The sequence below is a fragment of the Bradyrhizobium sp. SOJA106 genome, from assembly GCF_059448745.1.
Window position 1 is genome coordinate 3,422,838 of sequence record NZ_CM182549.1, and the last position, 20,856, is coordinate 3,443,693.

The following is a 20,856-nucleotide window of genomic DNA, read 5'->3' on the forward strand; positions in this document are numbered from 1 at the left end:
TGCCGCGCGGCCATCGCGCCGTCAACAAGCTCAAACCGGAACAGAAGGGCGCTTCAAATGCTTCACGGTGACATTTCTTCCAGCAATGACGTGGTCGGCGTCGCAGTCGTCAACTACAAGATGCCGCGGCTGCACACCAAGGCAGAGGTGCTCGACAACGCTCGCAAGATCGCCGACATGGTCGTAGGTATGAAGCTCGGCCTGCCGGGCATGGACCTCGTCATCTTCCCGGAGTATTCGACCCACGGCATCATGTACGATGCCAAGGAGATGTATGAGACAGCCTCGCAGGTGCCGGGAGAGGAGACCGCGATCTTTGCGGAAGCCTGCCGCAAGGCGAAGGTGTGGGGCGTGTTCTCGCTGACCGGCGAGCGCCACGAGGAGCACCCGCACAAGGCGCCCTACAACACGCTGATCCTCATGAACGACAAGGGCGAGATCGTGCAGAAGTATCGCAAGATCATGCCCTGGGTGCCGATCGAGGGCTGGTATCCCGGCAACTGCACCTATGTCTCCGACGGCCCGAAAGGCCTGAAGATCAGCCTGATCATCTGCGATGACGGCAACTATCCGGAGATCTGGCGCGACTGCGCGATGAAGGGCGCGGAGCTGATCGTGCGCTGCCAAGGCTACATGTATCCGGCCAAGGAGCAACAGGTAATGATTTCCAAGGCAATGGCGTGGGCGAACAATGTCTATGTCGCGGTGGCCAACGCGGCGGGCTTCGACGGCGTCTACTCCTATTTCGGCCACTCCGCGATCGTCGGCTTCGATGGCCGAACCTTGGGCGAGACAGGGGAAGAGGAATACGGCATCCAGTATGCCGGCCTGTCGAAGAGCCTGATCCGCGATGCCCGCCGCAACAACCAGTCGCAGAACCATCTGTTCAAGCTCTTGCATCGCGGCTACACCGGCATGATCAATTCCGGCGAAAGCGCCAAAGGCCTCGCCGCCTGTCCCTACGATTTCTATTCGAAGTGGATCGCCGACCCCGAAGGGACACGCGACATGGTCGAGGCGATGACCCGCCCGATGGTCGGCACCGAGGAATGCCCGATCGACGGCATTCCAAACGAGAAGTCCGCGACGAATTACTAGGCATTCTGCTGCATCGGGTACTGACCGGCGCGAGGGACAGCCGGCGCAGCGATGATCAAGAGAAAGAGAGATGTGAGGGGTCTCACACGCGGATTTCGAGTGTTGCACTAGTCAGAGGTTGGACCCTCGCAGAACCGCAGGCGGCTCGTATGAAGCTCCTGATGATCTCTGGCCTGGCCGCGCTGACCGTTTTCGTCGCCGCGGCGAATATGTCATCGCATCCACTATCGGCGAGTCGCACGTCGGTGGCAGGGAAGCCGCCTTTGCTAGAGATGCAGGTGCAACGAAACAAATTGCCGGTTGAAGACTTCGCAGATCGCTCTCTTGTGTTTCCAAGGGGAACACAGCAGTGAGAAGTCGGCGCGTCTCAAACCAATAGTGATCGAACGGGACGACCTGGTCGGCTCAAATGCCTTCGAGCAGGTTCGACGCGCCAAGCGGTGCGTCGCGGCGCGGTCGCCGCAAGCACTGATTCAAGGGCTCATGAAAATCGGATCAATCCGGATGGGGTCGCCAAGCAGCCCCAAAGATTGAAGCTGCGCGCGGTGGACGTCGACTTCAAGGGTAGCCAAGAGTAGGGTCAACACTGCGACGACGTAGATGAGGAGTGGCGATGCGCGCTGGGCGCCGGGATCGCGATTTCGCGGCAGCAACGCGCAAAGGTGCCGCAACCGCGAGATGAGCTGCAGATAGGCCTTCGGGCGTATTTGCATGTCCGGCCTCGGTCTGTGAGGCGCCTTTGGGTAGACTGCGACTGCGTGGATCGCCGTTCAAGACGCCGCTTGTCGCACCTGGAACCCAATACGAGGTACCCTCGTTGAGCTGGATCAATTGGGTGCGCTTTTGCCCAGAAGCCGAATCCCCCGGCGGCCAATGGATTTGACATTGCGTCTCATCACCGCCGTTCTAAGGGCATCGCTGCTCCTCCCGCTGCTGCCGGCGCACGCGCAATTGGCGGGGCACGGCGGGCCTGTCCGCGCGATCGCCGTTTCAGCCGACGGCAAGACAGTCTTGTCGGGCAGCTTCGACACTGCCGCGATCCGATGGTCCCTGGCAACCGAGTCCGCCGAGCAGGTTCTTCGCTTCCATTCGGGTGCGGTGAATGCGGCTGCCTTCCTCGGAGACGGGCGAATGGCAACGGCCGGTACGGACGGCCAGATTGCCATCTGGGCGCGGGGCCGGCTGCAACCAGATGTGGTTGTCGTCGGTCATACGGGACCCATTGTCGGGCTCGCCGTTTCACCCGATGGATCGAAGCTGGCATCGGCCTCGTGGGATCACACCGTCCGGATTTCATCGCTGTCCGACGGTCGGATGAGCGTGCTGCAAGGTCACGCGCAAGGGGTCAACGGCGTGGCCTTTGCGCCCGACGGAAAAACGCTGGTGAGCGTTGGCTACGATCTGACAGTGCGCATTTGGCCTCTGCCGGGCGGCAGCCCCGAGATCGTTGTGATGCCGGCGCCGCTGAATGCACTCGCCATCGCGCCCGATGGCGAAATCGTCACCGGTGCGGCAGACGGCAAGCTGCGCATGATGACCGCCGATGGCAAGGAGAACGGCGAGGTCATGGTTGCCGTCAGGCCGATCGTGGCGCTGGCGATCTCACCGGACGGTGTTTTGATCGCCGCAGGAGCAGTCGACGGCAGCGTCGCGATCATCGATCGCAAGGCGCGCAACGTGATGCGCACGCTCGCTGGGTTGAGGGCGCCGGTCTGGTCGGTTGCGTTCTTGCCCGATGGGACGACGCTCCTGACTGGCGGCGCCGACGGCAAGATCAGGCGCTGGAATGCGCTGGCCGGAGCGGCGATGGGCTCGAGCGTGCTGGGCACGCCGGCGGATCCGCTCGCTGCCTATGCCGGCGATTACGGCGCCGAGATCTTCAGGGCCTGTGTCGCCTGCCATACATTGTCGGACGCTGAGGTGCAGCGTGCCGGACCGACGCTTGCGGGGCTCTTCGGCCGGAGGATCGCCTCGCTTCCCGGCTATCACTACTCGGACGCGCTCAAGGCGATGGATATCGTCTGGACGCCGGAGACCGTCTCAAGATTGTTCGAGATCGGGCCGAACGCCTACACGCCCGGCACCAAGATGCCGGAGCAGCGCATCGGCTCGGCCGAGGATCGCCGTGCGCTCACGGACTTTCTGGCCCGTGCGACGTCGAAATAGCTGGCAACAACGCTCTAAGCTAAGGCGCGATGAGATTGGGATGAAACGTCATCACGCTTTAGGTTGTTGTTTGCGCATGATCTTTTTGGAGAGCGGCTTCGCACTTTTCCGGATCGTGCTTTAATACCCTGGCCATTGCTCCACGGGAATGTTTGTCAGCGCCGGGTTCTCCTTGAGCATGCGAGCCACGTCGATGCTGGGATGTTCCTTGAGCGCCGTCACGACACACTGGTTGACGTATTTCCGGCGTGACAGCCACTTGACCTTTTTGCCCTTTGCCTCGGCCTTGCAGGCGACGATCGCCTGTTTGAGCGCGACCTTTTCCGCCCTGGTGAGGGCGACGGCCTCGACGGCTGTGCCGGCGAGGGCCGTGATGGCAAGGCACGTCGCAACACCCATCTTGGAGCGAGGCATGCGGCTACTCCTTATTCTCGCGTTGACGCAAATAGTCATCCGTCGTCCGTGGTGGCGCGCGTTCCGGAACGTCCTGGATCGGATCGAACTGTTCTTCGCTCATGACAATGACGCGGCAATCGGCGCACATCCGCAAGGCTTGGGTTCGACGGTCCCCGCTTGGATACATCCAATGGCGTCCCTCGAGCTTTGTCGCGATCCGATCGATGGTGCTCTTCACGCCGAAGGGGGTGCCGCAGCGAACGCAAAGGGCCGGTTCTTCTTCCTTGATCACGCGCGCAGGCGCGCGCCTGGCCCGGAAGTCGATCTGCGGGGTGAGCGTGATGACCTTCTCAGGACAGGTGCTCTGGCACAGACCGCACTGTACGCAGGCGTCCTCCACGAATTTGAGCACGGGACGCTCAGGATCGGCGCGCAGCGCGCCGGTCGGGCAGACAGAAACACAGGACAGGCACAGCGTGCAGCCACCGGAGTCGACGGTGATTGCACCGATGGGTGCGCCATCGGGCAAGGCGATCACGTCGACCGGCTTGGGCGCGAGGCGATGCAATTCGCTCAGGCCTAAGCGAAGCAGATCGCCACGCTTGCCGACTGTCCGGAAAGTCGCTGGACTCTCGATGCCGGCGAGGGAACCGATCCCCATCAGTTGGTCAGCCAGGGTGTCGGGATCGTCGGTTTCGATCGTGGTCACGCGGCGGCCGTCAAATCCGAGCCCGGCGAGGATAGTCTCGGCCATGACGATCGTCTGCAAAAGTCCTGACACGCCGTGTCGCGGCTTGGCGCGGAGGAGGAACCGCACCGCCGCCGCGCCATATGCAAATGCGCCGATAACGGCCTCCAAGCCGACCTGCGTCAACTCGTTGACGGCGAGGGGAAGCACGTTGGCCGGCAATCCGTCGCCATGACGGGCGAGCGCATCGATCAGCGGCGTGCCGTGCTGGCTGTCGTGCAACAGCAGCACCGGATGCGTGCCGCCGGCCTCGCGATAGGCGAGCAACATGGCGCGAAGGATCTGCAATTGAGTGTCGGCGGGCGGCAGCGCGTAGGATGCGGCTCCCGTGGGGCAGGCGGCTGCGCATTGCCCACAACCTGCGCAGACTTCTGCTTTGACAGCGACATGGTCGCCGTCCGGCGCAATCGCGCCGGTCGGGCATAAGTCAAGGCAGCGATGGCATCCGGTCAGCTTCGAGCGCGAATGCGCGCAGAGGCTGGCTGTGAAGTCGACATATCTCGGCTTGTCGAAACGTCCGACGAGATCGCGAGCGGCAAGCACCGCGCGTAGCATCGCTGCGGGATCTCCCGGATCGGCGCGGAGATAGCCGTCCCGCAGGTCGTGGGCGGGAAACAGCGGTGGCTCGCCGGAGAGGTCGAGCACCAGATCGCAGCGCGAGGTCGCACCGTTGCGCTCGGTCTCGAACACGAGGTAGTCGCGCGAAGAGGGACGCGGTTGCGCGTAGTTGTCGATTGTGAGCTCGAAGGCACCAAAATAGCCCCGCGCGTTGCGGATCGTGCCCTTCACGATCGGAAACACTGCCGCGGCAGGTGGCGTAACGTCCGTCGGCTGCCTGAGCATGACCGTGACATCGAGATGGTCTGCGAGCAGCTGCCCGGCTTCGATCGCGGCCTCGTCGCGCCCATAGATCAGGACGATGCCGTCACTCGACAATGTGACCAGCGGATAGTCGGGTGCGGGAATCGCAGCGGCGGCCAGCAGAGCGGCCATCTTCGCACCCGCATTCGCGCCATCGCGCGACCAGCCCGCCGTCTCTCGGATGTTGACGAAAGTAATGCCGTCAGGGCGGTCGCCGGCTTCATCGGTGAACTGCGCAGCCTGCTGCGTGCAGGCGACCGTCAGCGGGCCATCCGCCTTTGCCGCGTTGCGGAAATGATCGAGCTCTGCGCCGCAGAGATGGCGAAAGCTCCTGATCTCGCAGTTGGGGCATCCACGCTGGATCGCGGCCGTGTCAAGGCGCATCGTGCCTTCACACGAGCAGATCAGGACGGTCTTCGCTGGCTGGTCCAGGTGAATCCCTCCGTCAGTGCGGCGCCGACTTACGGACTCGCGCCGTTCCTGCACCTCGTATAGATTTTCACTATCGGGAAGAAAAGGAAAGTGGAGGACGGCCTTGCGGTCGACCCCAACCAGTGCCGTTTCCCTGGCGGAACCGATCCGTCTGCCGCCGCCCTTCACGCTCGTCCGGTTGCGTGAGAGCGGAGACGCCTTTTCCCATGCTTGCGGCATTGCACCCAAGAGCGGCGCGGGTACGCTGGTGTACGTCGGGCGGTTCGATCTTGCCGAATTCGCTGTGGTGCTCGAGCCGAGCGAACCCTTCAGCACCGCGCGACGCGCCCTTTATGCGGGCATGGTCGCGCTCACCGACGCACTTCGCGCCTACGCGCCGCCGAACAAGACCGTCGCGATCAGCTGGCCCGACGCGGTCGAGATCGACGGCGCGCTGGTCGGCGGTGCGCGGATGGGGTGGCCATCGTCCGCGCGCGAGAATGAGCGGCCCGCATGGCTGGTGTTTGGCGCCATGATCCGGACGGTCGCCATGGCCGATCAGGGACCCGGCGTTCGTCCGCTCGCGTCCGCGCTGGATGAGGAGGGGTTCGGGGAGGCGGGCGCCGTTCAGGTGACCGAGAGTTTTGCACGGCACCTGATGCGGGTGATCGATCGTTGGCAGGTCGATGGCTTTGACAGTGTCGCACGCGACTATCTCAGCCGGGTTCCCCATGAGCAGCGAACCGTCCTGGGAATCGGTGAGAACGGCGACCTCCTCACGCGTGACGTTGGTACCGGCAGAGTTGAGCGGAGCGAGCTCGTCAAAGCGCTCGCTACGCCAGCCTGGCTCGATCCGAGACTCGGAGGGCCAAGGCGGTGACAAGGGCTGTGAAACTGCTGCGCGCCATAGCGCTCGATCCTTCCGACACATTCGTGTTCGACGCGGCGGCAGAGCCCGGCGAATGGGTCGTCTCCGGCGCGTTCCGCTTCTGCGACCAGGATCCGGTGACTTTGAGCGGCAAGGCGCGCGCGGCGTTCCGCAGCGGCCTTCTCGGGGTGCAATCCTGGGGGTGGTCGACGCTGGCGCAGATCGTGCCGGCAACGGAGAGCGATTGCCGGGCGCTGATCGAGCTCCTCGCCGGGCGACTCATCGATCGTTTCAGCGCGCCGGATCTGGCAACCGCGCGGGCGGCCGCCGAAGAAGAGGTCGTCTTCGTGCAGTCGCTCTGCACGCATCCGATCAGTTCGCTCATTGCCGTCCACCGCTCGGTGAGCGACGGCGAAATCCGTGAGTCGTTCCGCAGGCTGCAACTGCGGCAGGGGCAGCGGCACGGCAAGGCGTTCTCGTTCATGGAAGCCGAGGATGATGTTGAGCCCGATAGCAATGTCAGGCTTGCCGATATGGGCCAGGAGCAGAATCGATGAATGATTTCTGGATCTCATGCGGCCATCATCTGCTCGATCGCGAGGCGGGCGGTGGGCTTTGCGTCACCGACGAGTTCCTGAAGGCCTATTTCGTCCGGCCCGAGCTGAGTCCGCCGGACGAAGCATGCCCGGTCGAGCGACGGCTGCACCGCGAGCTGCTTGTTGCTCCCCGCCGGGAGGTCAGTGCGGATGAAATTGCAGCGATCGTTGATGCGGATGCCCGGGAGAACTGGCGGCTCGTGCTTGCGGTTCGCGATCTCCTGGTGAGACATCCGACGCTGGAAGCTGCCTATCTTGCAACGGTCCGGCCGGGGACGAGCCGTTTGCCGCCCCTGTTCGTCAATCAACTCGTGCATGTCATTTTGCGCAATGCGCTGAATGGCTGCGATGACCCTTTCGTGTTGCGCGCCGCCGAGTTGTTCTTCCGCCAACAGCGCATCCTGCCGCAAGAACGGGTCCTGCTGCTCGGCGACGAGGAGGTCGTCGGCGGGCGGAGTCCGACCCCGATGCTCTCGCTGATGTCGATGCTCGGGGCCGTGACCGATGCCGAGCTGGACGTCCTGAGCGAGGGCAATGCCGACGACTACTGGCACCGCAGCGACCGTTTCGACATGGCTTTCGATCTCACCGCGGGCGGGCGCGGGCCGAGGGCATTGGCGCGGGCGATGGCGCGCTGGATCTCCCATCTGCTCGGGATTGAGGTGGATATTGAGCCGCTGCGCGAACTGCGTGATGCGAGGCTCACCTGGTATGTCGGGTTAGATGCCGATGCGACCAGGCTCGGCGACCGTCTCTGGCATGGCGAACAACTCGACGACCGCAGCGCCGGCCGTGTGCTTTCATTGTTCCGCCTGACGTTTGCAGACACGAGTGCAGTCGCGGACGAGATGCAGGGCGAGCCGGTCTATCTCATTCTGTCGATGGATCCCAATCAGCAGCTCCGGATGAAGCCGCAGAATTTGCTGACGGGGCTGCCGATCAAACACCTGCAGATGGTGACGTGAGCCCGGCCGCGCTGCCAATTGTGTGCATCCCCGTCGGCATCGTGGTCGAGCGGTACAGGGCGGACTCGCCGTGGACTGACTTTATCTGGCGCGCCGTCGCCGTGCTGCCGGATGAGCCGGACACGAAGTCCTGGACGGTTCTGCGCGAAGAGAGCGGCAGGACGCTGTTCTATGCCGGCAGTGCTACGGTCGATCTCTACAGTTCCGAGACGGCGCGCTATCGTGACAATCTCGCTTCGGGTAACCCGAGCATCTGGACCGTGTTGTCGCCCGCGGAAGGCGCTTGGCCCTATTCGGTGGCTGCCGCCACCGCCGATCCCGCGGAAGGCGAGGCATTCACGGAGTCCGGCGCGAACCTAGTCGAGGCCGTCCCCATGCCGGCGGCCCTGCGTGAGCAGATTGAAAGCGTCATTGCCGAGTACCACGTCGAACGGGAATTCTTCAAACGCAAGCGGCGGCAGGCCGATCCGGAAGCGCTGGCGAGTCGGCAACAAAAAGGCGGACACGAATGACCGAGGACAAGTTCCTGGCGCGCTGGTCCCGTCGCAAGCAGGAAGCAAAGACGAACGGTCGCCAACCGGATCCGGCAATCCCCGACGACATGCAGTCGGCACCGCCTCCTGTCGTGAAAAACGACGAAGCAGAGTTCGATCTTTCGAGCCTGCCTTCGATCGATTCGATCACGTCCGTAACGGACATTAGGGAATTCCTGCGCAAGGGGATTCCGCAGGAGCTGACGCGTGCGGCGCTTCGTCGCGCGTGGAGTGCCGATCCCGCCATTCGCGACTTCGTCGGGCTTGCGGAAAACGCCTGGGACTTCAACGATCCGGCCGCGATGCCGGGCTTTGGCCCGCTGGATTGCTCGGAGGCAGAGCTGGCTGCGGTCGTGGACAGGATCTTCGGCGGCCTCAGCAAGTCAGCCGAGACGGTGTCTGAGACTCCGGTTGAAGTCACGGATTCTTCGCCGGAATTGCGGCAGGTCGAGAGATCGAGTGGTGAGATCGTCGTCGAACAAGCCGCGGCCGCACCTGTTGGTGCTGCATCGCAACTAACGGCCGCTGAAAGTACTGAAAGCGGACAACCGTCGAGTCCTCGCCGCAGGCATGGCGGAGCGCTGCCCCGCTAGACCCCGACGAAAGGCCATAGCCCCAGACTATGGGGAGGACATTGACCCTCCGCTGGGCCAGGACTACGCTTGCTCTAGCGCTTTGTAGCAAAAGCAAAATCAGCACCCGGGACTTGGATGGAGGTCCACGTGCGTGATGATGGCCTTGAGCGAGCCATTTGCGCCGCAGGCGGCGTTGCAGGTCTTGCGCGCAAAATCGGCATCAGCCAACCATCCGTTTCGAACTGGAACAAGGTGCCCGCACAACGGGTGATTGCGGTCGAAGCGGCGACCGGCGTATCGCGCACTGACTTGCGGCCTGATCTGTATAGGGAGCCGCTTCCGTCCGAAGCGTTGCCTGAACCCGTTGATGCGGCGCGCGCCCAGGAATATCTGCTGCTCGCGACGCTCTTGTCCGCGGCACCGTCAAGAATCCTGCTCGATCAACTGGCCGCATTGAGCGGCGATGCAACGCCGGTCGGTCGCGCGCATGCCGGCCTGGCCGCAGCCGCTGCCAATGCAGTCGCAGCCAAGGTTGAGCGCGAATATTTCGATCTGTTCGTCGGTCTCGGCCGCGGCGAGCTCTTGCCCTATGCCTCCTATTACCTGACTGGATTCCTCAACGAGCGGCCGCTGTCGCGCCTGCGCGCCGATCTCGCCGCGTCCGGAATCGAGCGCGCCGCGAACAATTCGGAGCCGGAAGATCACGCCGCCATCGTGTGCGAGATCATGGCGGGCTTCGCGGGAGGCCGCTTCCCGGCGTCGTTCGAGGCGCAGCGCGCATTCTTTGACAAACATATCGGGCCCTGGATGGGGCAGCTGTTCGCCGACATCGAGCGCGCGGAGAGCGCCATCTTCTATCGTGCGGTCGGCGCGCTCGGTCGCGCCTTTATCGAGATCGAGACGGAAGCATTCACGTTCGCCAGCTGACCTGCACCGGCAGGTCCAGGAGAGATGCGATGGGTGAAGACAGGAAAACCACAGTCGGGCGTCGCGATTTCCTGCGCAAGGTCAGCGTCGGCACGGTGGGCGCCGGCGCGACGCTTGCGACACCGCTGGTCGGGTCCGCGCAGGCTGATGGTGAAACCAGCGATGAGAAGCGCAAGGCGCGCTACAAGGAAACCGATCACATCAAGGCCTTCTATCGCGTCAATCGCTATCCGGCCAAGGGAGGTTGACCGTGCTGATCAAGCGAACAAACGAGCGTTCCTTGCGCCAAGGTTCCGTTGCCGTGTCCCTTGCGGGGCAGGCCGGCGGTCTCGACCGCCGCAGCTTCTTGCGCAAATCCGGCCTTGCCGGTGGCGCGCTCGCCGCGCTCGGCACGCTGCCGGTCGGCGGCGTCCGCAAAGCGGAGGCGGCGAGCGCCGGTCCGCTCGCCGCAGGCGCGACCGTCCGCAAGAGCATCTGTACGCATTGCTCGGTTGGGTGCACGGTCACGGCCGAGGTCTTGAACGGGGTGTGGATCGGTCAGGAGCCGAGTTGGGATTCGCCGATCAATCGCGGTTCGCATTGCGCCAAGGGCGCCTCCGTGCGCGAGCTCGTGCACAGCGAGCGGCGGCTGCGCTATCCGATGAAGCTGGTGGGTGGCCAGTGGACTCGCGTGTCCTGGGATACCGCAATCGACGAGATCGGCGACAAACTTCAAGCTGTACGTGAGAAGTCGGGCCCCGATTCCGTCTATTGGCTCGGCTCGGCCAAGATGACGAATGAAGGCGCCTACCTCTTCCGCAAGCTCGGCGCATTCTGGGGAACCAACAATACCGATCACCAGGCCCGCATCTGCCACTCGACCACGGTTACCGGCGTCGCCAATACCTGGGGCTACGGTGCGATGACCAACAGCTACAATGACATACGTAATGCGAAGACGCAGGTCATTTTGGGCGGCAATCCGGCCGAGGCGCATCCGGTCTCGCTTCAGCACCTGCTTGAGGGAAAGGAGCTGCAAAAGGCCAACTTCGTCGTCATCGACCCGCGCCTGACGCGCACGGCCGCGCACGCGACGGAATATGTGCGGATGCGGCCGGGCACCGACATCCCGGTGCTCTACGGCATGATGTGGCACATCCTCCAGAACGGCTGGGAAGACAAGGAGTTCATCCGGCAGCGCGTCTACGGGTTCGACGATCTGCGCAAGGAAGTGGAGAAGTGGCCTCCGGACGAAGTCGAGCGTGTCACAGGCATTCCCGGCGAGCAGCTCAAGCGCGTCGCCAAGATGTTTGCCACCGAGAAGCCGGCCACGCTGATCTGGGCCATGGGCCAGACCCAGAAGACCGTCGGCACCGCCAATGTGCGCGCCAGTTGCATCCTGCTGCTGATGACCGGCAATGTCGGCGGAGCTGGCATGGGAGCCAACATTTTCCGTGGCCACGACAACGTGCAGGGCGCCACCGACGTCGGGCTCGATATCGTCACGCTGCCGTTCTACTACGGCCTCGCCGAGGGCGCCTGGAAGCACTGGTCGCGGGTTTGGGAGGTCGATTATGACTTCCTGAAGTCTCGCTTCGACTCCAAGCAGATCATGGAGGCCCCCGGCATTCCGCTGACCCGCTGGTTCGAGGCGGTGACGCTGCCGAAGGATCAAGTCGCGCAGAAGGATAGCGTGAAGGCGGTATTCGTGCAGGGACACGCCTCCAACAGCATCACCCGTATCCCTGAATCCCTTAATGGCCTGAAGGCGCTGGAGTTGCTCGTCATCGCCGATCCGCATCCGACGACCTGGGCCTCGCTCGCAGTCGAGGCGGGACGCAAGGATGGAGTCTATATTCTTCCGGTCGCCACGCAATTCGAGTGCAAGGGCTCGCGCGTTGCCTCCAACCGCTCGCTGCAATGGGGCGAGCAGATCGTGAAGCCGATCTTCGAATCGAAGGATGATCTCGAAATCATCTACCTCTTGGCGAAGAAATTCGGCTTCGCCGACCAGATGTTCAAGAAGATCAAGGTCGAGAACAATCTTCCTGAAGCAGAGGACGTACTTCGCGAGATGAACCGCGGCAGCTGGTCGACCGGCTATTGCGGGCAATCGCCCGAGCGCCTCAAGGCGCACATGAAGAACCAGGCGAAGTTCGACATGCTGACCATGCGGGCGCCGAAGGACGATCCCGAGGTCGGGGGCGACTATTACGGCCTGCCCTGGCCGTGCTGGGGATCGCCGGAGGTCAAGCATCCCGGCACGCCGCTGCTCTACAATACCAATCTGCATGTGATGGATGGCGGCGGCACGTTCCGGCCGCGGTTCGGCATCGAGCGGGAGGAGAAGCTGCCGGACGGCACGACGCGTAAGGTCAGTCTGCTCGCGGACGGCTCGTACTCGCTAGGGTCGGGCATCCAGGACGGCTACCCGGAATTTACGCTCGCCAGCCTGAAGAAGCTCGGCTGGGACACCGAGCTCACCGAAGCGGAAATGGCCGTGATCAACAGGGTCAACCCCGCAACTCCGGACGCGGTGTCGTGGTCGCTCGACCTGTCGGGCGGCATCCAGCGCGTCGCGCTGGCGCACGGCTGCGTCCCCTATGGCAACGGCAAGGCGCGCATGAACGCATTCGGCTTGCCCGACCCGATCCCGGTCCACCGCGAGCCGATTTACACGCCGCGCGTCGACCTCGTTGCCAAATATCCGACGCTGCCCGACGCCAAGCAGTTCCGCGTGCCGAATATTGGCTTCTCCGTGCAGAAGGCTGCGGTGGAGAAGGGAATCGCGAAACAGTTCCCACTCATCCTGTCGTCCGGCCGCCTGGTCGAATATGAGGGCGGCGGCGAGGAAACCAGGACCAATCCGTGGCTCGCCGAATTGCAGCAGGACATGTTCATTGAGATCAATCCTGCCGACGCGGCCGATCGCGGCGTCAAGGATGGCGCCTGGGTCTGGGTCACCGGTGCCGAGAACAATTCACGGGCAAGGATGAAGGCACTCGTCACCGAGCGCGTGGGCAAGGGGGTTGCCTGGATGCCCTTCCACTTCGGTGGCTGGCTTGCGGGCAAGGATCTCCGCGGCAACTACCCGAAGGGCACCGACCCGATCGTGCTCGGCGAAAGCGCCAACACGATCACCACCTACGGATACGATCCCGCGACGAACATGCAGGAGGCCAAGGTCACTCTCTGCCAGATCGCGGCGGCATAAGGAGCAACGACGATGGCACGTATGAAGTTTCTCTGCGACGCCGACCGTTGCATCGAGTGCAACGCCTGCGTCACGGCCTGCAAGAACGAGCACGAGGTCCCCTGGGGTATCAACCGCCGCAGGGTCGTCACCATCGCCGATGGCAAGCCGGGCGAACGATCGGTCTCGATGGCTTGCATGCACTGCACGGATGCGCCGTGCGCGGCGGTGTGCCCGGTGAACTGTTTCTATACCACCGCCGACGGCGTAGTCCTGCACTCCAAGGATCTCTGCATCGGCTGCGGCTACTGCTTCTACGCCTGTCCGTTTGGCGCGCCGCAATATCCTAAGGTCGGTAATTTCGGCTCGCGCGGCAAGATGGACAAATGCACCTATTGCGCCGGCGGTCCGGAGGCCGATGGCAGCAAGGAGGAATACGAAAAATACGGTGCGAACCGCCTCGCCGAGGGCAAGCTGCCGCTGTGTGCCGAGATGTGCTCGACCAAGTCGCTGCTCGCCGGCGACGGCGAGATCATCGCCCAGATCTACAAGGAGCGCGTGCTGAAGCGCGGCTACGGCTCAGGCGCGTGGGGCTGGAAGACCGCCTATCGCGAAACGATCGAGTCCTGAAGGCGCCGCGCGCCGTGGCAAGAATGCCGGGAGAAGCAGATGTCCTCATTTGCAAGGTTCGTTCGACCAGCCATCGGCGCGTGGGCGTTGCTTCTGTTGGTCATGGCAGCTCCGGTACCGTCGCCGGCCCAGCAGGTCAATCCGACGGCGAGCTCGGTCAACGAGCGCCAATTGCTGCAAGAGATGGATCGGATCCAGGGACGCGTCAGCATTCCCGACCAGCGCTCCAGCGTGCTGATGCAACCTGCCGGCCGCGAGTGGCGTGAATTCCGCAACGTTGCGCTGCGGTGGATCGGCGGCGTTGCCATCCTCGGCATGCTGGCGGTGCTGGTGATCTTCTATTTGACACGCGGCATGGTCCGTCTCGAAAGCGGACGATCCGGCCGCACCATCGTGCGGTTCAACACCTTCGAGCGCTTCGTGCACTGGATGACTGCGACCTGCTTCATCATCCTGGCGATCTCGGGATTGAACATCACGTACGGTCGGCCGCTGCTACTTCCGCTGATTGGGTTTGACGCCTTCTCGGAATGGTCGCAATGGGCGAAATTCGCGCACAACTACCTGAGTTTTCCCTTCACGATTGGCGTCGTGCTGATCTTTCTGATGTGGATCGGCGGCAATATCCCGAGCAAGTTGGATGTGGAGTGGATCAAGCGCGGAGGCGGTCTGATCGGTCATGATCATCCGCCGGCTCGCCGCTTCAATGCCGGTCAAAAGGGGATCTATTGGATCGTCGTGATCGGCGGTGGTCTCGTCGCCGCGACCGGGTATCAGCTCATGTTCCCGTTCTACCTGACGGGAATCGAAGGCATGCAGATTGCCCAGATCGTTCACTCCGTTGTGGCCGTGCTGTTCATCGCCGCGATGCTCGCTCACATCTACATCGGCACGATCGGGATGGAAGGTGCCTTCGAGGCGATGGGATCAGGCGAGGTGGATGTCAACTGGGCACGCGAGCACCATAGCCTGTGGCTCGACCAGGAGTTGGCACGGATTGGCCCGAACGACTCTCAGCCGCAGCCTCGCCATGCTGCGTCCGCCGCCGAATAGAGCTGACGGCGCGGCGCCTAAAGACGTACCCCGGTCGTCGCAAAGGCTTCTGCGACGGGTTGCTGTACGCTGTTGAGCACGGCAACGCCAAGCGCTGCGATGACGATCGTCGCAATACAGGCAAGGATGAAAGCCTTCATCGCGATCCCTCCTCGCAGGCGTTATACACGATGTCTGGCCGCGAATAAACGCCGCGCTTGGGTTTAGGTTCGCAAGATCGCTTCGATCTCTTGCGCTGCTTGGAGCAGCATACGATCTTGTCCGCGCGCGGCAATGATCTGAAGGCCGAATGCAAGTCCGCACCGATCGGCTCCGCACGGAATGGAGATCGCCGGAAGGCGGGCATGATTGACAAACGGCGTGAACACCGCGTGGGCACGTGGGCTGGCGGGTTTTCCTCCGATCATATCAGGGCCCAGCTGCGCCAGTGGCCACGCGACGCATGGGACGGTCGGCGTCAGCAGCAGGTCGATCCCGCCAAAGAACTCCGCAAAGGCGTTGGCGATAGCAGTGCTTGAGAGCAGCGCTCCGGCCACCTCTGCGCCTGACCACGACAGCCCCCGCTCGATCTGCTTGGCGATATCAGGATCGAAGACGGTCGGGTCCTTGCGCAAGGCCTCTCCATAGAGAGCGGCGAGGCCGGCATGCTGAAGCGGCATGATGGACTCTTCCGTGGCGCCTGACGGCCAGACGGGATCGCGCTGCGCGATGCGCAATCCTGCGGCCGAGAGCCGCTCGACGGCAGAAACGAGTCCATTGGCGACGGCATCGTCAACGGCGACATCGAGGCCGAGGTGAGGCGAGAATGCGATGCGCAGACTGGCGATGTCGGCGATCTCTTGCGCAATGCTCGCCGAGTCTGGATCGCGCCGATCAGCGCCCCCCATGACTTCAAACGCCAGCGCGATGTCGGCAACGTCGGTGGCGATCGGCGCGATGACGGAGAGACCGAAGAACGGCTCGGCGAAGCCAGGTCCATAAGGGATTGCGCCGTAGGACGGCTTGAAGCCGGCGACACCGACATGGGCTGGCGGCCTGCGACTGGAGCCGCCCGCATCGGTGCCGATCGCGAGTGGCACGAGGCCGGCTGCGACGGCGACGGCCGGACCACCCGATGAGCCACCGGGAGTCAACGCGAGGTCGAGCGGGTGCCGCGTCGGCCCGAACAGCGGGGAGGTCGTCACGCCCTTGCTCGCGAACTCGGAGGTTGCCCCGATGCCGACGACGACGGCTCCGGCCTTGCGCAGCCGCTCGATCGCGATCGCATCCTGCGGCGCGATGAAATCGGCAAACAGGCGTGAGCCCTGTGTCACGCGCCAGCCGCCGGTCCAGATGTTGTCCTTGACCACAATGGGGACGCCGGCAAGCGGCATCGCTTCGCCTGCGCGCAGGCGATCGTCGACGGCGGCGGCATCGGCAAGCGTGCGCGAGGGATCCATCGTGACCACAGCGTTCAAGCTCTTCGCGGCCTCGATGCGGGCGAGGGCGGCCCTGGCGGTCGCGACCGCACTGGTTCGCCCCGCCGTAACGTCGGCCGCAATCTCGCGCGCGCTATTGACCGGCTTTGTCATCGCCTCCCCAGATCAGAGCCAATGTGCCGCACAGCGCGAGGCACGCCAAGGCGAAGAAGGCCGCGCCGAGGCCGACCACACCATCCAGGATCGATACCACGGCCGGCGCCGCCAGCAGGCCGGCATAGGACGCGGTCAGCACCGCTCCGGTGGTCTCGCCGATCCGGTCCTGGGGGGCGAGGCGGGCAATCTCGGCAACGAAGACGCCGTTCCAGCCCGATGCCGTCAGGCCGAACAGGGCAGCAATCGCGAACTGGCCGGTTCGGCCGAGCACAGCGCCGTCGAGGCCGAGCAGCGCGGCACAGATGGCCATGCCAAGGCCGATGACGACGAGGACCACGCGCGAGGCGCTGAGGCGCATGGCGACATAGCCCCAGCCGAGACGACCGACCAGGCCGCCCGTTTGTGCGCAGGCGAGCGCTATGCCTGCTTCGATATGGCTAAGGCCAAGCTCGCTTGTGCCAAGCGTGACGAAGACCGTGTTGAGCGACACTTGCATCGCGCTGAACGGCATCGAGGCCAGTGCCAGCATCGCGATCCGTCGGTCCGCCGTGACCAGCGCCAGACGCGCGCGGAGATCGAGCTTTGGGGGCGGGACGGCCTTGCCGGCGTAGGCCGGTCGCAGATGCTCGAACAGCAGGATCGCCAGCAGCGCCGCGGCCGCGACGGCCGCATAGCACCAGGCTGGCCCGAATGCGATGGCGATCGCGGGCAGGGCGAGCGAGCCGCAGACCGCGCCGATCTGATTGCCCGTCTGGCGCACCGAGAAGACGAGGGCGCGCCGCTCGGCGGTCACCAGCCGCGCCAGCAGCGCCGCGCTTGCCGGCGTCTCAGGCCCCATCGCAAGGCCGAGGCAAAGGCCCGCCGCCAGCAAGGCGGCGTTCGACCCGAGCGCGGCCAGCGCCATGCTGACGACGATCGCTGCCGCGCAGAGACTCGCGATCCGCAGCGAGCCCACCCGGGCGATGAAGCCGCCACCCCAGAAGGAGGCGGGGATGCCGACGGCGAACACCGCGCAGGAGAACATCGAGAGCTGCCAGACCTCGATACGGGCGCGCGGTGCGACCACGCCCGGTGCGAACAAGGCGAGCGCCACCAGCGCCTGGAGCCAGGTCATCGCGCCGAGCGCCGGCAGCAGCGCATGCGCTGGCCGAACGGCCGCGTTTGTGTCTACCATGGCGCTGCGCTCACGGGAGGAACATGGTGGCAGGCGGTATTTCCATTCACGCGGTCGACGTGGCGAGCGGGCGTCCCGCGCAAGGGCTGCGCGTCGAGATCTGGCGCATTGGGCCCGATTCTTCGCGCCTTGCCGAAGGGCGGCTCGGCGCCAATGGCGTACTCGATCACCCCATCGCGCAGGGCGCCAGCGTGACGGCAGGCGAGTATGAGGTCTTGTTTCATCTCGGGGAGTTCTTTCGCGAGCGCGACGGCTTCCTGACCGTGACGCCGTTCCGCTTCCGCATCAAGAACGTTGACGAGCATTTTCACCTGCCGCTGAAATTCACCCGCTGGGGCTATTCGCTGTTCCGCGGCGCCTGATCAATTCGTCAACCGCCGCGACAGGCCCGTGACGCGCTCCATCACCGCGACCAGCGCGACGGTCACGATGATCAGCACGCCCGACAGCGCGGCGATGGTCACATCGAGCTTGCCCTCGAGGTCCTGCCACATCCGGATCGGTAGCATGTCGGTTGCGGCATCGCGCAGGAACAGCGAGACCGGGACGTTGTCGAACGAAGACATGAAAGCGATGAAGGCGCCGGCGATGATGCCGGGTCGGATCAGCGGCAGCACGATGCGACGGAACGTGTAGAGGCGGCTCGCGCCCAGCACCGTCGAGCTTTCAAGCAGGGCCGGCTCGAGCTGGGCGAGGGCGGCAACCGTGTTGCGCACGACATAGGGCACGCAGACCACGGTGTGGCCGATCACCAGCGTCAGCGGCGAGACCGGCAGGCCGACCAGCGAGAACAGCATCAAGGCGGCAAGACCAAAGGCCAGCGCCGGCAACACCAGCGGCGACATGAAGAGGGAATCGAGCAGTCGGGCCGACAGCGTTCGCGACCGCGAGATCGCCAGCGCGGCCGCAACGCCGAGTACGACGGACAGGCCTGTCGCCCATAGCGCGACGACGAGGCTGTTCTTGGCCGCGAAGTGAAGCTGCCAGGCATTCCACAGCTCGACATACCAGCGCAGCGAATAGCCCGGCGGTGGGAAGCGCAGTGAGAAGCCGCTGGTGAAGGAGACGATCAGGACCACCAGCGACGGCGCGATGATGATGACCAGCGCGATCACGGCGATCGCGGTCATGACGAACTCGAAGCTGATCGCCTCAAGAGTGCGCTTGCGGCCGCTCATCATGCGCCTCCATAGCCGCGCGACATGCGTCCGAGGGTGGTGAAGACCGAGACGACCGCGAGCACGGCGAGCAGGAAGATGATCGAGATCGCGGCTGCGAAAGGCCAGTTCTGCAGCGTCGAGGCCTGCTGGTAGAGATACATCGGCATGAACAGCATCTGGCCGCCGCCGACCAGTGACTGGGTGATGAAGGCGGTGATGGCGGCGGCATAGGTCAGCGTGCAGCCGGCGATGACACCGGGCAGCGACAGCGGCAGCACGATGCGGAAGAAGGTGCGCCAGCTTCCGGCCCCGAGCGAGCAGGAAGCATCGTCGAGGTTCGGGTCGATGCGGCCGAGCGCGGTGATCAGCGGCAAGGTCATCAGCGGCATCTGCACCTGCGCCAGTGCGATCACCACGCCGAACTGGGTGTAAAGCAGCTTTAGCGGGGTATCGATGACGCCGAGCGATTGCAGTGTCGCGTTGATGATGCCTTGGCGTCCGAGCATGACGATCCAGGCGAAGGTGCGGACCACGACGCTGGTCAGGAGCGGAAGCAGCACGATCAGGATGATGATGGTCTGAAGCTTGGGCCCGACGCGCTGATAGAGCCAGGCGATGGGAAAGCCGAGCACGAGGCAGACGGTCGTCACCTCGGCGCCGAGCAGCAGCGTCGAGCCGAGCACGCTGAGGCTGAAGGGATCGGTGAGGAAGTGCAGGTACTGGCCGAGCCCCCAATGCAGCCCGGCCGTGTCGTTGTGGAGCGAAAGCCAGAACAATTGCAGCAGCGGTGCGACGAAGAACAGCAGGAAAAACAGCGCCAGCGGCGCTGCCAATCCCAGTCCGTAGGACGTGACGTCCCGCGATGCCGGTGCTGCTCCCATCGCTCTCCGCCCTTCACCGTTCTAAATCTTGATCTCGCGGTTGAAACGCTCGATCCAGGCCGAACGCTGCTCGTTGATCTTCTTCCAGTCCTGGAACACGAATTTCTGCTTCAGCTCCGCGGTGTCTTTGGCGAGCACGCGCGCGATCTCGCCGCCCATCGTCACCTTGGCATTGGTCGGTACGATCAGATAGGGCGGGTTCATCAGCGCGGTCTGTACCTCGGGCGTCAGCGCCGCCTCGATCAGCTTGAAGGCGAGCTCGCGGTTCGGCGAGTTCTTGACGATGTGGATCGTGGTCTTGAAAGCGATGGCGCCTTCCTTCGGCGCCACGAACTCGACCGGCACGCCGCGCGCTTTCAGGATCTGGATGGCGTTGAAGTTGCCGGGCGAGATATCGATCTGGCCCTGCTGGAACAGGGTCGCGAGCGCGCCGGGATTGGCGGCGACCGCAGCGAGATTGGGTTTCAGCTCTTCCAATGCCTTGAAGCCAGGATCGACATTGGCTTCCGAGCCGCCGCGCATCTTGGCGATCTCGACCAACCAGCCGGTGCCGAGCGTCGAATTGAGGTTGGTGATACCGACGCGGCCCTTGAACTCCGGCTTCCAGAGATCGGCCCAGGAGGTCGGCGGCGTCTTGACGGCTTCCGGATTGTAGGTGAGGCCGACGACCTGGAAGAACGGGGCGGGGCCCATCGGCTCCTGCGCCTCGGTAATCAGATCCTTGTAATAGGCGCTCTTCTCGGCCGGATAAGGCTCGACCAGGTCCTGGCCGATCGCGACGAGGGCCGGACCTGGATCGTGCAGCATGACGTCGATCGGCGGATTGGTCTTGGCGGCGTTGACCTTCGCGATCTGGTCGACCGACAGCATGGGGTCGAGCACCATCGTCGCATCGGGGTTGGCCTTGCGGAAGGCTGGCACCAGCACGGCCTTGTGTGCCTCTTCCCAGCTTCCGGTGAACGTTGCGAACACCAGCGGGCGAGCCTGGGCGAAACTCAGTCTTGGAAATGCCTTCATGGCGCCAAGTGTGAGCGCAGTTGTCATCAGGCTTCGGCGGTTGATGATCAT

Annotated in this window: 23 protein-coding genes; 14 read left to right on the forward strand and 9 right to left on the reverse strand. The window is 64.0% G+C overall.

Translation table 11 applies throughout. From position 1 onward, the window contains the following. Positions 1-57 precede the first annotated feature (57 nt). Both AC5V87_RS15285 and AC5V87_RS15290 read left to right on the forward strand, forming a co-directional pair. Entirely contained in the window at positions 58-1,098 is a 1,041-nt protein-coding gene (locus AC5V87_RS15285) for an aliphatic amidase (RefSeq protein WP_495371472.1), read from the forward strand. Between the two features lie 149 nt (positions 1,099-1,247). Then, positions 1,248-1,451, forward strand: a complete 204-nt coding sequence (locus tag AC5V87_RS15290) for a hypothetical protein (RefSeq protein ID WP_456839299.1) — start codon at positions 1,248-1,250, stop codon at positions 1,449-1,451. A gap of 120 nt (positions 1,452-1,571) precedes the next feature. Here AC5V87_RS15290 and AC5V87_RS15295 read toward each other — a convergent pair whose 3' ends face one another. Further along, positions 1,572-1,811 (reverse strand): hypothetical protein, encoded by a 240-nt coding sequence (locus tag AC5V87_RS15295; RefSeq protein ID WP_456839298.1) that lies wholly within the window; start codon positions 1,809-1,811, stop codon positions 1,572-1,574. Between the two features lie 160 nt (positions 1,812-1,971). On the opposite strand from AC5V87_RS15295, the gene AC5V87_RS15300 reads away from it, so the two are divergent. Beyond that, positions 1,972-3,264 carry a c-type cytochrome gene (locus tag AC5V87_RS15300; protein ID WP_495371473.1) on the forward strand — a complete coding sequence of 431 codons (1,293 nt, stop codon included), beginning with the start codon at positions 1,972-1,974 and terminating at the stop codon, positions 3,262-3,264. A gap of 120 nt (positions 3,265-3,384) precedes the next feature. Here AC5V87_RS15300 and AC5V87_RS15305 read toward each other — a convergent pair whose 3' ends face one another. After that, positions 3,385-3,678, reverse strand: coding sequence for a hypothetical protein (locus tag AC5V87_RS15305; protein WP_456839296.1), 294 nt, complete (start codon positions 3,676-3,678; stop codon positions 3,385-3,387). Between the two features lie 4 nt (positions 3,679-3,682). Next, complete coding sequence (locus tag AC5V87_RS15310) at positions 3,683-5,653, reverse strand: 4Fe-4S binding protein (protein WP_495371474.1); 1,971 nt, start codon at positions 5,651-5,653, stop codon at positions 3,683-3,685. A 151-nt stretch (positions 5,654-5,804) separates the two neighbouring features. On the opposite strand from AC5V87_RS15310, the gene AC5V87_RS15315 reads away from it, so the two are divergent. The 10 genes from AC5V87_RS15315 (at position 5,805) to AC5V87_RS15360 (ending at position 14,999) form a co-directional block, all read left to right on the forward strand. Next, on the forward strand, positions 5,805-6,560 hold the full coding sequence (locus AC5V87_RS15315) for a biotin/lipoate--protein ligase family protein (RefSeq protein ID WP_495371475.1): 756 nt from the start codon (positions 5,805-5,807) through the stop codon (positions 6,558-6,560). A gap of 8 nt (positions 6,561-6,568) precedes the next feature. Continuing rightward, complete coding sequence (locus AC5V87_RS15320; RefSeq protein WP_456839293.1) at positions 6,569-7,105, forward strand: DUF6505 family protein; 537 nt, start codon at positions 6,569-6,571, stop codon at positions 7,103-7,105. Next, a complete protein-coding gene (locus AC5V87_RS15325) occupies positions 7,102-8,109 on the forward strand; it encodes a DUF6352 family protein (RefSeq protein ID WP_495371476.1) in 1,008 nt (335 codons plus the stop codon). Before AC5V87_RS15320 ends, AC5V87_RS15325 begins: the two co-directional genes overlap by 4 nt. Continuing rightward, a complete protein-coding gene (locus tag AC5V87_RS15330) occupies positions 8,106-8,621 on the forward strand; it encodes a DUF3305 domain-containing protein (protein WP_456839291.1) in 516 nt (171 codons plus the stop codon). Before AC5V87_RS15325 ends, AC5V87_RS15330 begins: the two co-directional genes overlap by 4 nt. Next, positions 8,618-9,235: a DUF3306 domain-containing protein gene (locus AC5V87_RS15335; RefSeq protein ID WP_495371477.1), complete on the forward strand. Its 618-nt coding sequence runs from the start codon at positions 8,618-8,620 to the stop codon at positions 9,233-9,235. The genes AC5V87_RS15330 and AC5V87_RS15335 overlap by 4 nt, the downstream gene beginning before the upstream one ends. Before the next feature lie 129 nt (positions 9,236-9,364). Then, positions 9,365-10,144 carry a molecular chaperone TorD family protein gene (locus AC5V87_RS15340; RefSeq protein WP_495371478.1) on the forward strand — a complete coding sequence of 260 codons (780 nt, stop codon included), beginning with the start codon at positions 9,365-9,367 and terminating at the stop codon, positions 10,142-10,144. Positions 10,145-10,173: 29 nt separating this feature from the next. Next, positions 10,174-10,392, forward strand: a complete 219-nt coding sequence (locus AC5V87_RS15345) for a twin-arginine translocation signal domain-containing protein (RefSeq protein ID WP_456839288.1) — start codon at positions 10,174-10,176, stop codon at positions 10,390-10,392. A 2-nt stretch (positions 10,393-10,394) separates the two neighbouring features. Continuing rightward, the gene (locus tag AC5V87_RS15350; RefSeq protein WP_456839287.1) at positions 10,395-13,337 is read left to right on the forward strand and encodes a formate dehydrogenase subunit alpha; all 2,943 of its coding nucleotides are present in this window, start codon (positions 10,395-10,397) and stop codon (positions 13,335-13,337) included. A gap of 12 nt (positions 13,338-13,349) precedes the next feature. Next, positions 13,350-13,946 carry a formate dehydrogenase FDH3 subunit beta gene (gene fdh3B / locus AC5V87_RS15355; RefSeq protein ID WP_011088224.1) on the forward strand — a complete coding sequence of 199 codons (597 nt, stop codon included), beginning with the start codon at positions 13,350-13,352 and terminating at the stop codon, positions 13,944-13,946. Positions 13,947-13,985: 39 nt separating this feature from the next. Next, positions 13,986-14,999 (forward strand): formate dehydrogenase subunit gamma, encoded by a 1,014-nt coding sequence (locus AC5V87_RS15360; protein ID WP_495371479.1) that lies wholly within the window; start codon positions 13,986-13,988, stop codon positions 14,997-14,999. A gap of 17 nt (positions 15,000-15,016) precedes the next feature. Here the strand turns inward: AC5V87_RS15360 and AC5V87_RS15365 are convergent, their stop codons facing one another. The 3 genes from AC5V87_RS15365 to AC5V87_RS15375 all read right to left on the reverse strand — a co-directional run bounded on the left by AC5V87_RS15365 (position 15,017) and on the right by AC5V87_RS15375 (position 17,747). After that, on the reverse strand, positions 15,017-15,139 hold the full coding sequence (locus tag AC5V87_RS15365; protein WP_456839285.1) for a hypothetical protein: 123 nt from the start codon (positions 15,137-15,139) through the stop codon (positions 15,017-15,019). A gap of 63 nt (positions 15,140-15,202) precedes the next feature. Next, positions 15,203-16,570 carry an amidase gene (locus AC5V87_RS15370; RefSeq protein WP_495371480.1) on the reverse strand — a complete coding sequence of 456 codons (1,368 nt, stop codon included), beginning with the start codon at positions 16,568-16,570 and terminating at the stop codon, positions 15,203-15,205. After that, positions 16,551-17,747 carry an MFS transporter gene (locus AC5V87_RS15375; RefSeq protein WP_495371481.1) on the reverse strand — a complete coding sequence of 399 codons (1,197 nt, stop codon included), beginning with the start codon at positions 17,745-17,747 and terminating at the stop codon, positions 16,551-16,553. Before AC5V87_RS15375 ends, AC5V87_RS15370 begins: the two co-directional genes overlap by 20 nt. Positions 17,748-17,773: 26 nt before the next feature. On the opposite strand from AC5V87_RS15375, the gene AC5V87_RS15380 reads away from it, so the two are divergent. Beyond that, entirely contained in the window at positions 17,774-18,109 is a 336-nt protein-coding gene (locus AC5V87_RS15380; RefSeq protein WP_456839282.1) for a hydroxyisourate hydrolase, read from the forward strand. On the opposite strand, the gene AC5V87_RS15385 is transcribed toward AC5V87_RS15380, so the two are convergent. Genes AC5V87_RS15385 through AC5V87_RS15395 form a run of 3 tightly spaced genes read right to left on the reverse strand, consistent with a single transcriptional unit; the run spans position 18,110 to position 20,856 of the window. Beyond that, on the reverse strand, positions 18,110-18,925 hold the full coding sequence (locus AC5V87_RS15385) for an ABC transporter permease (RefSeq protein ID WP_495371482.1): 816 nt from the start codon (positions 18,923-18,925) through the stop codon (positions 18,110-18,112). Beyond that, positions 18,925-19,788, reverse strand: coding sequence for an ABC transporter permease (locus AC5V87_RS15390; protein ID WP_456839280.1), 864 nt, complete (start codon positions 19,786-19,788; stop codon positions 18,925-18,927). The genes AC5V87_RS15385 and AC5V87_RS15390 overlap by 1 nt, the downstream gene beginning before the upstream one ends. 21 nt (positions 19,789-19,809) lie before the next feature. Beyond that, positions 19,810-20,856, reverse strand: coding sequence for an ABC transporter substrate-binding protein (locus AC5V87_RS15395; RefSeq protein ID WP_495371483.1), 1,047 nt, complete (start codon positions 20,854-20,856; stop codon positions 19,810-19,812).

Coding starts and splice junctions, on each gene's coding strand:
- AC5V87_RS15285 (WP_495371472.1), top strand. CDS start 58: ATGCTTCACGGTGACATTTCTTCCAGCAATGACGTGGTCGGCGTCGCA.
- AC5V87_RS15290 (WP_456839299.1), top strand. CDS start 1,248: ATGAAGCTCCTGATGATCTCTGGCCTGGCCGCGCTGACCGTTTTCGTC.
- AC5V87_RS15295 (WP_456839298.1), bottom strand. CDS start 1,811: ATGCAAATACGCCCGAAGGCCTATCTGCAGCTCATCTCGCGGTTGCGG.
- AC5V87_RS15300 (WP_495371473.1), top strand. CDS start 1,972: ATGGATTTGACATTGCGTCTCATCACCGCCGTTCTAAGGGCATCGCTG.
- AC5V87_RS15305 (WP_456839296.1), bottom strand. CDS start 3,678: ATGCCTCGCTCCAAGATGGGTGTTGCGACGTGCCTTGCCATCACGGCC.
- AC5V87_RS15310 (WP_495371474.1), bottom strand. CDS start 5,653: ATGCGCCTTGACACGGCCGCGATCCAGCGTGGATGCCCCAACTGCGAG.
- AC5V87_RS15325 (WP_495371476.1), top strand. CDS start 7,102: ATGAATGATTTCTGGATCTCATGCGGCCATCATCTGCTCGATCGCGAG.
- AC5V87_RS15335 (WP_495371477.1), top strand. CDS start 8,618: ATGACCGAGGACAAGTTCCTGGCGCGCTGGTCCCGTCGCAAGCAGGAA.
- AC5V87_RS15345 (WP_456839288.1), top strand. CDS start 10,174: ATGGGTGAAGACAGGAAAACCACAGTCGGGCGTCGCGATTTCCTGCGC.
- fdh3B (WP_011088224.1), top strand. CDS start 13,350: ATGGCACGTATGAAGTTTCTCTGCGACGCCGACCGTTGCATCGAGTGC.
- AC5V87_RS15360 (WP_495371479.1), top strand. CDS start 13,986: ATGTCCTCATTTGCAAGGTTCGTTCGACCAGCCATCGGCGCGTGGGCG.
- AC5V87_RS15365 (WP_456839285.1), bottom strand. CDS start 15,139: ATGAAGGCTTTCATCCTTGCCTGTATTGCGACGATCGTCATCGCAGCG.
- AC5V87_RS15370 (WP_495371480.1), bottom strand. CDS start 16,570: ATGACAAAGCCGGTCAATAGCGCGCGCGAGATTGCGGCCGACGTTACG.
- AC5V87_RS15375 (WP_495371481.1), bottom strand. CDS start 17,747: ATGGTAGACACAAACGCGGCCGTTCGGCCAGCGCATGCGCTGCTGCCG.
- AC5V87_RS15385 (WP_495371482.1), bottom strand. CDS start 18,925: ATGAGCGGCCGCAAGCGCACTCTTGAGGCGATCAGCTTCGAGTTCGTC.
- AC5V87_RS15390 (WP_456839280.1), bottom strand. CDS start 19,788: ATGGGAGCAGCACCGGCATCGCGGGACGTCACGTCCTACGGACTGGGA.
- AC5V87_RS15395 (WP_495371483.1), bottom strand. CDS start 20,856: ATGATCATCAACCGCCGAAGCCTGATGACAACTGCGCTCACACTTGGC.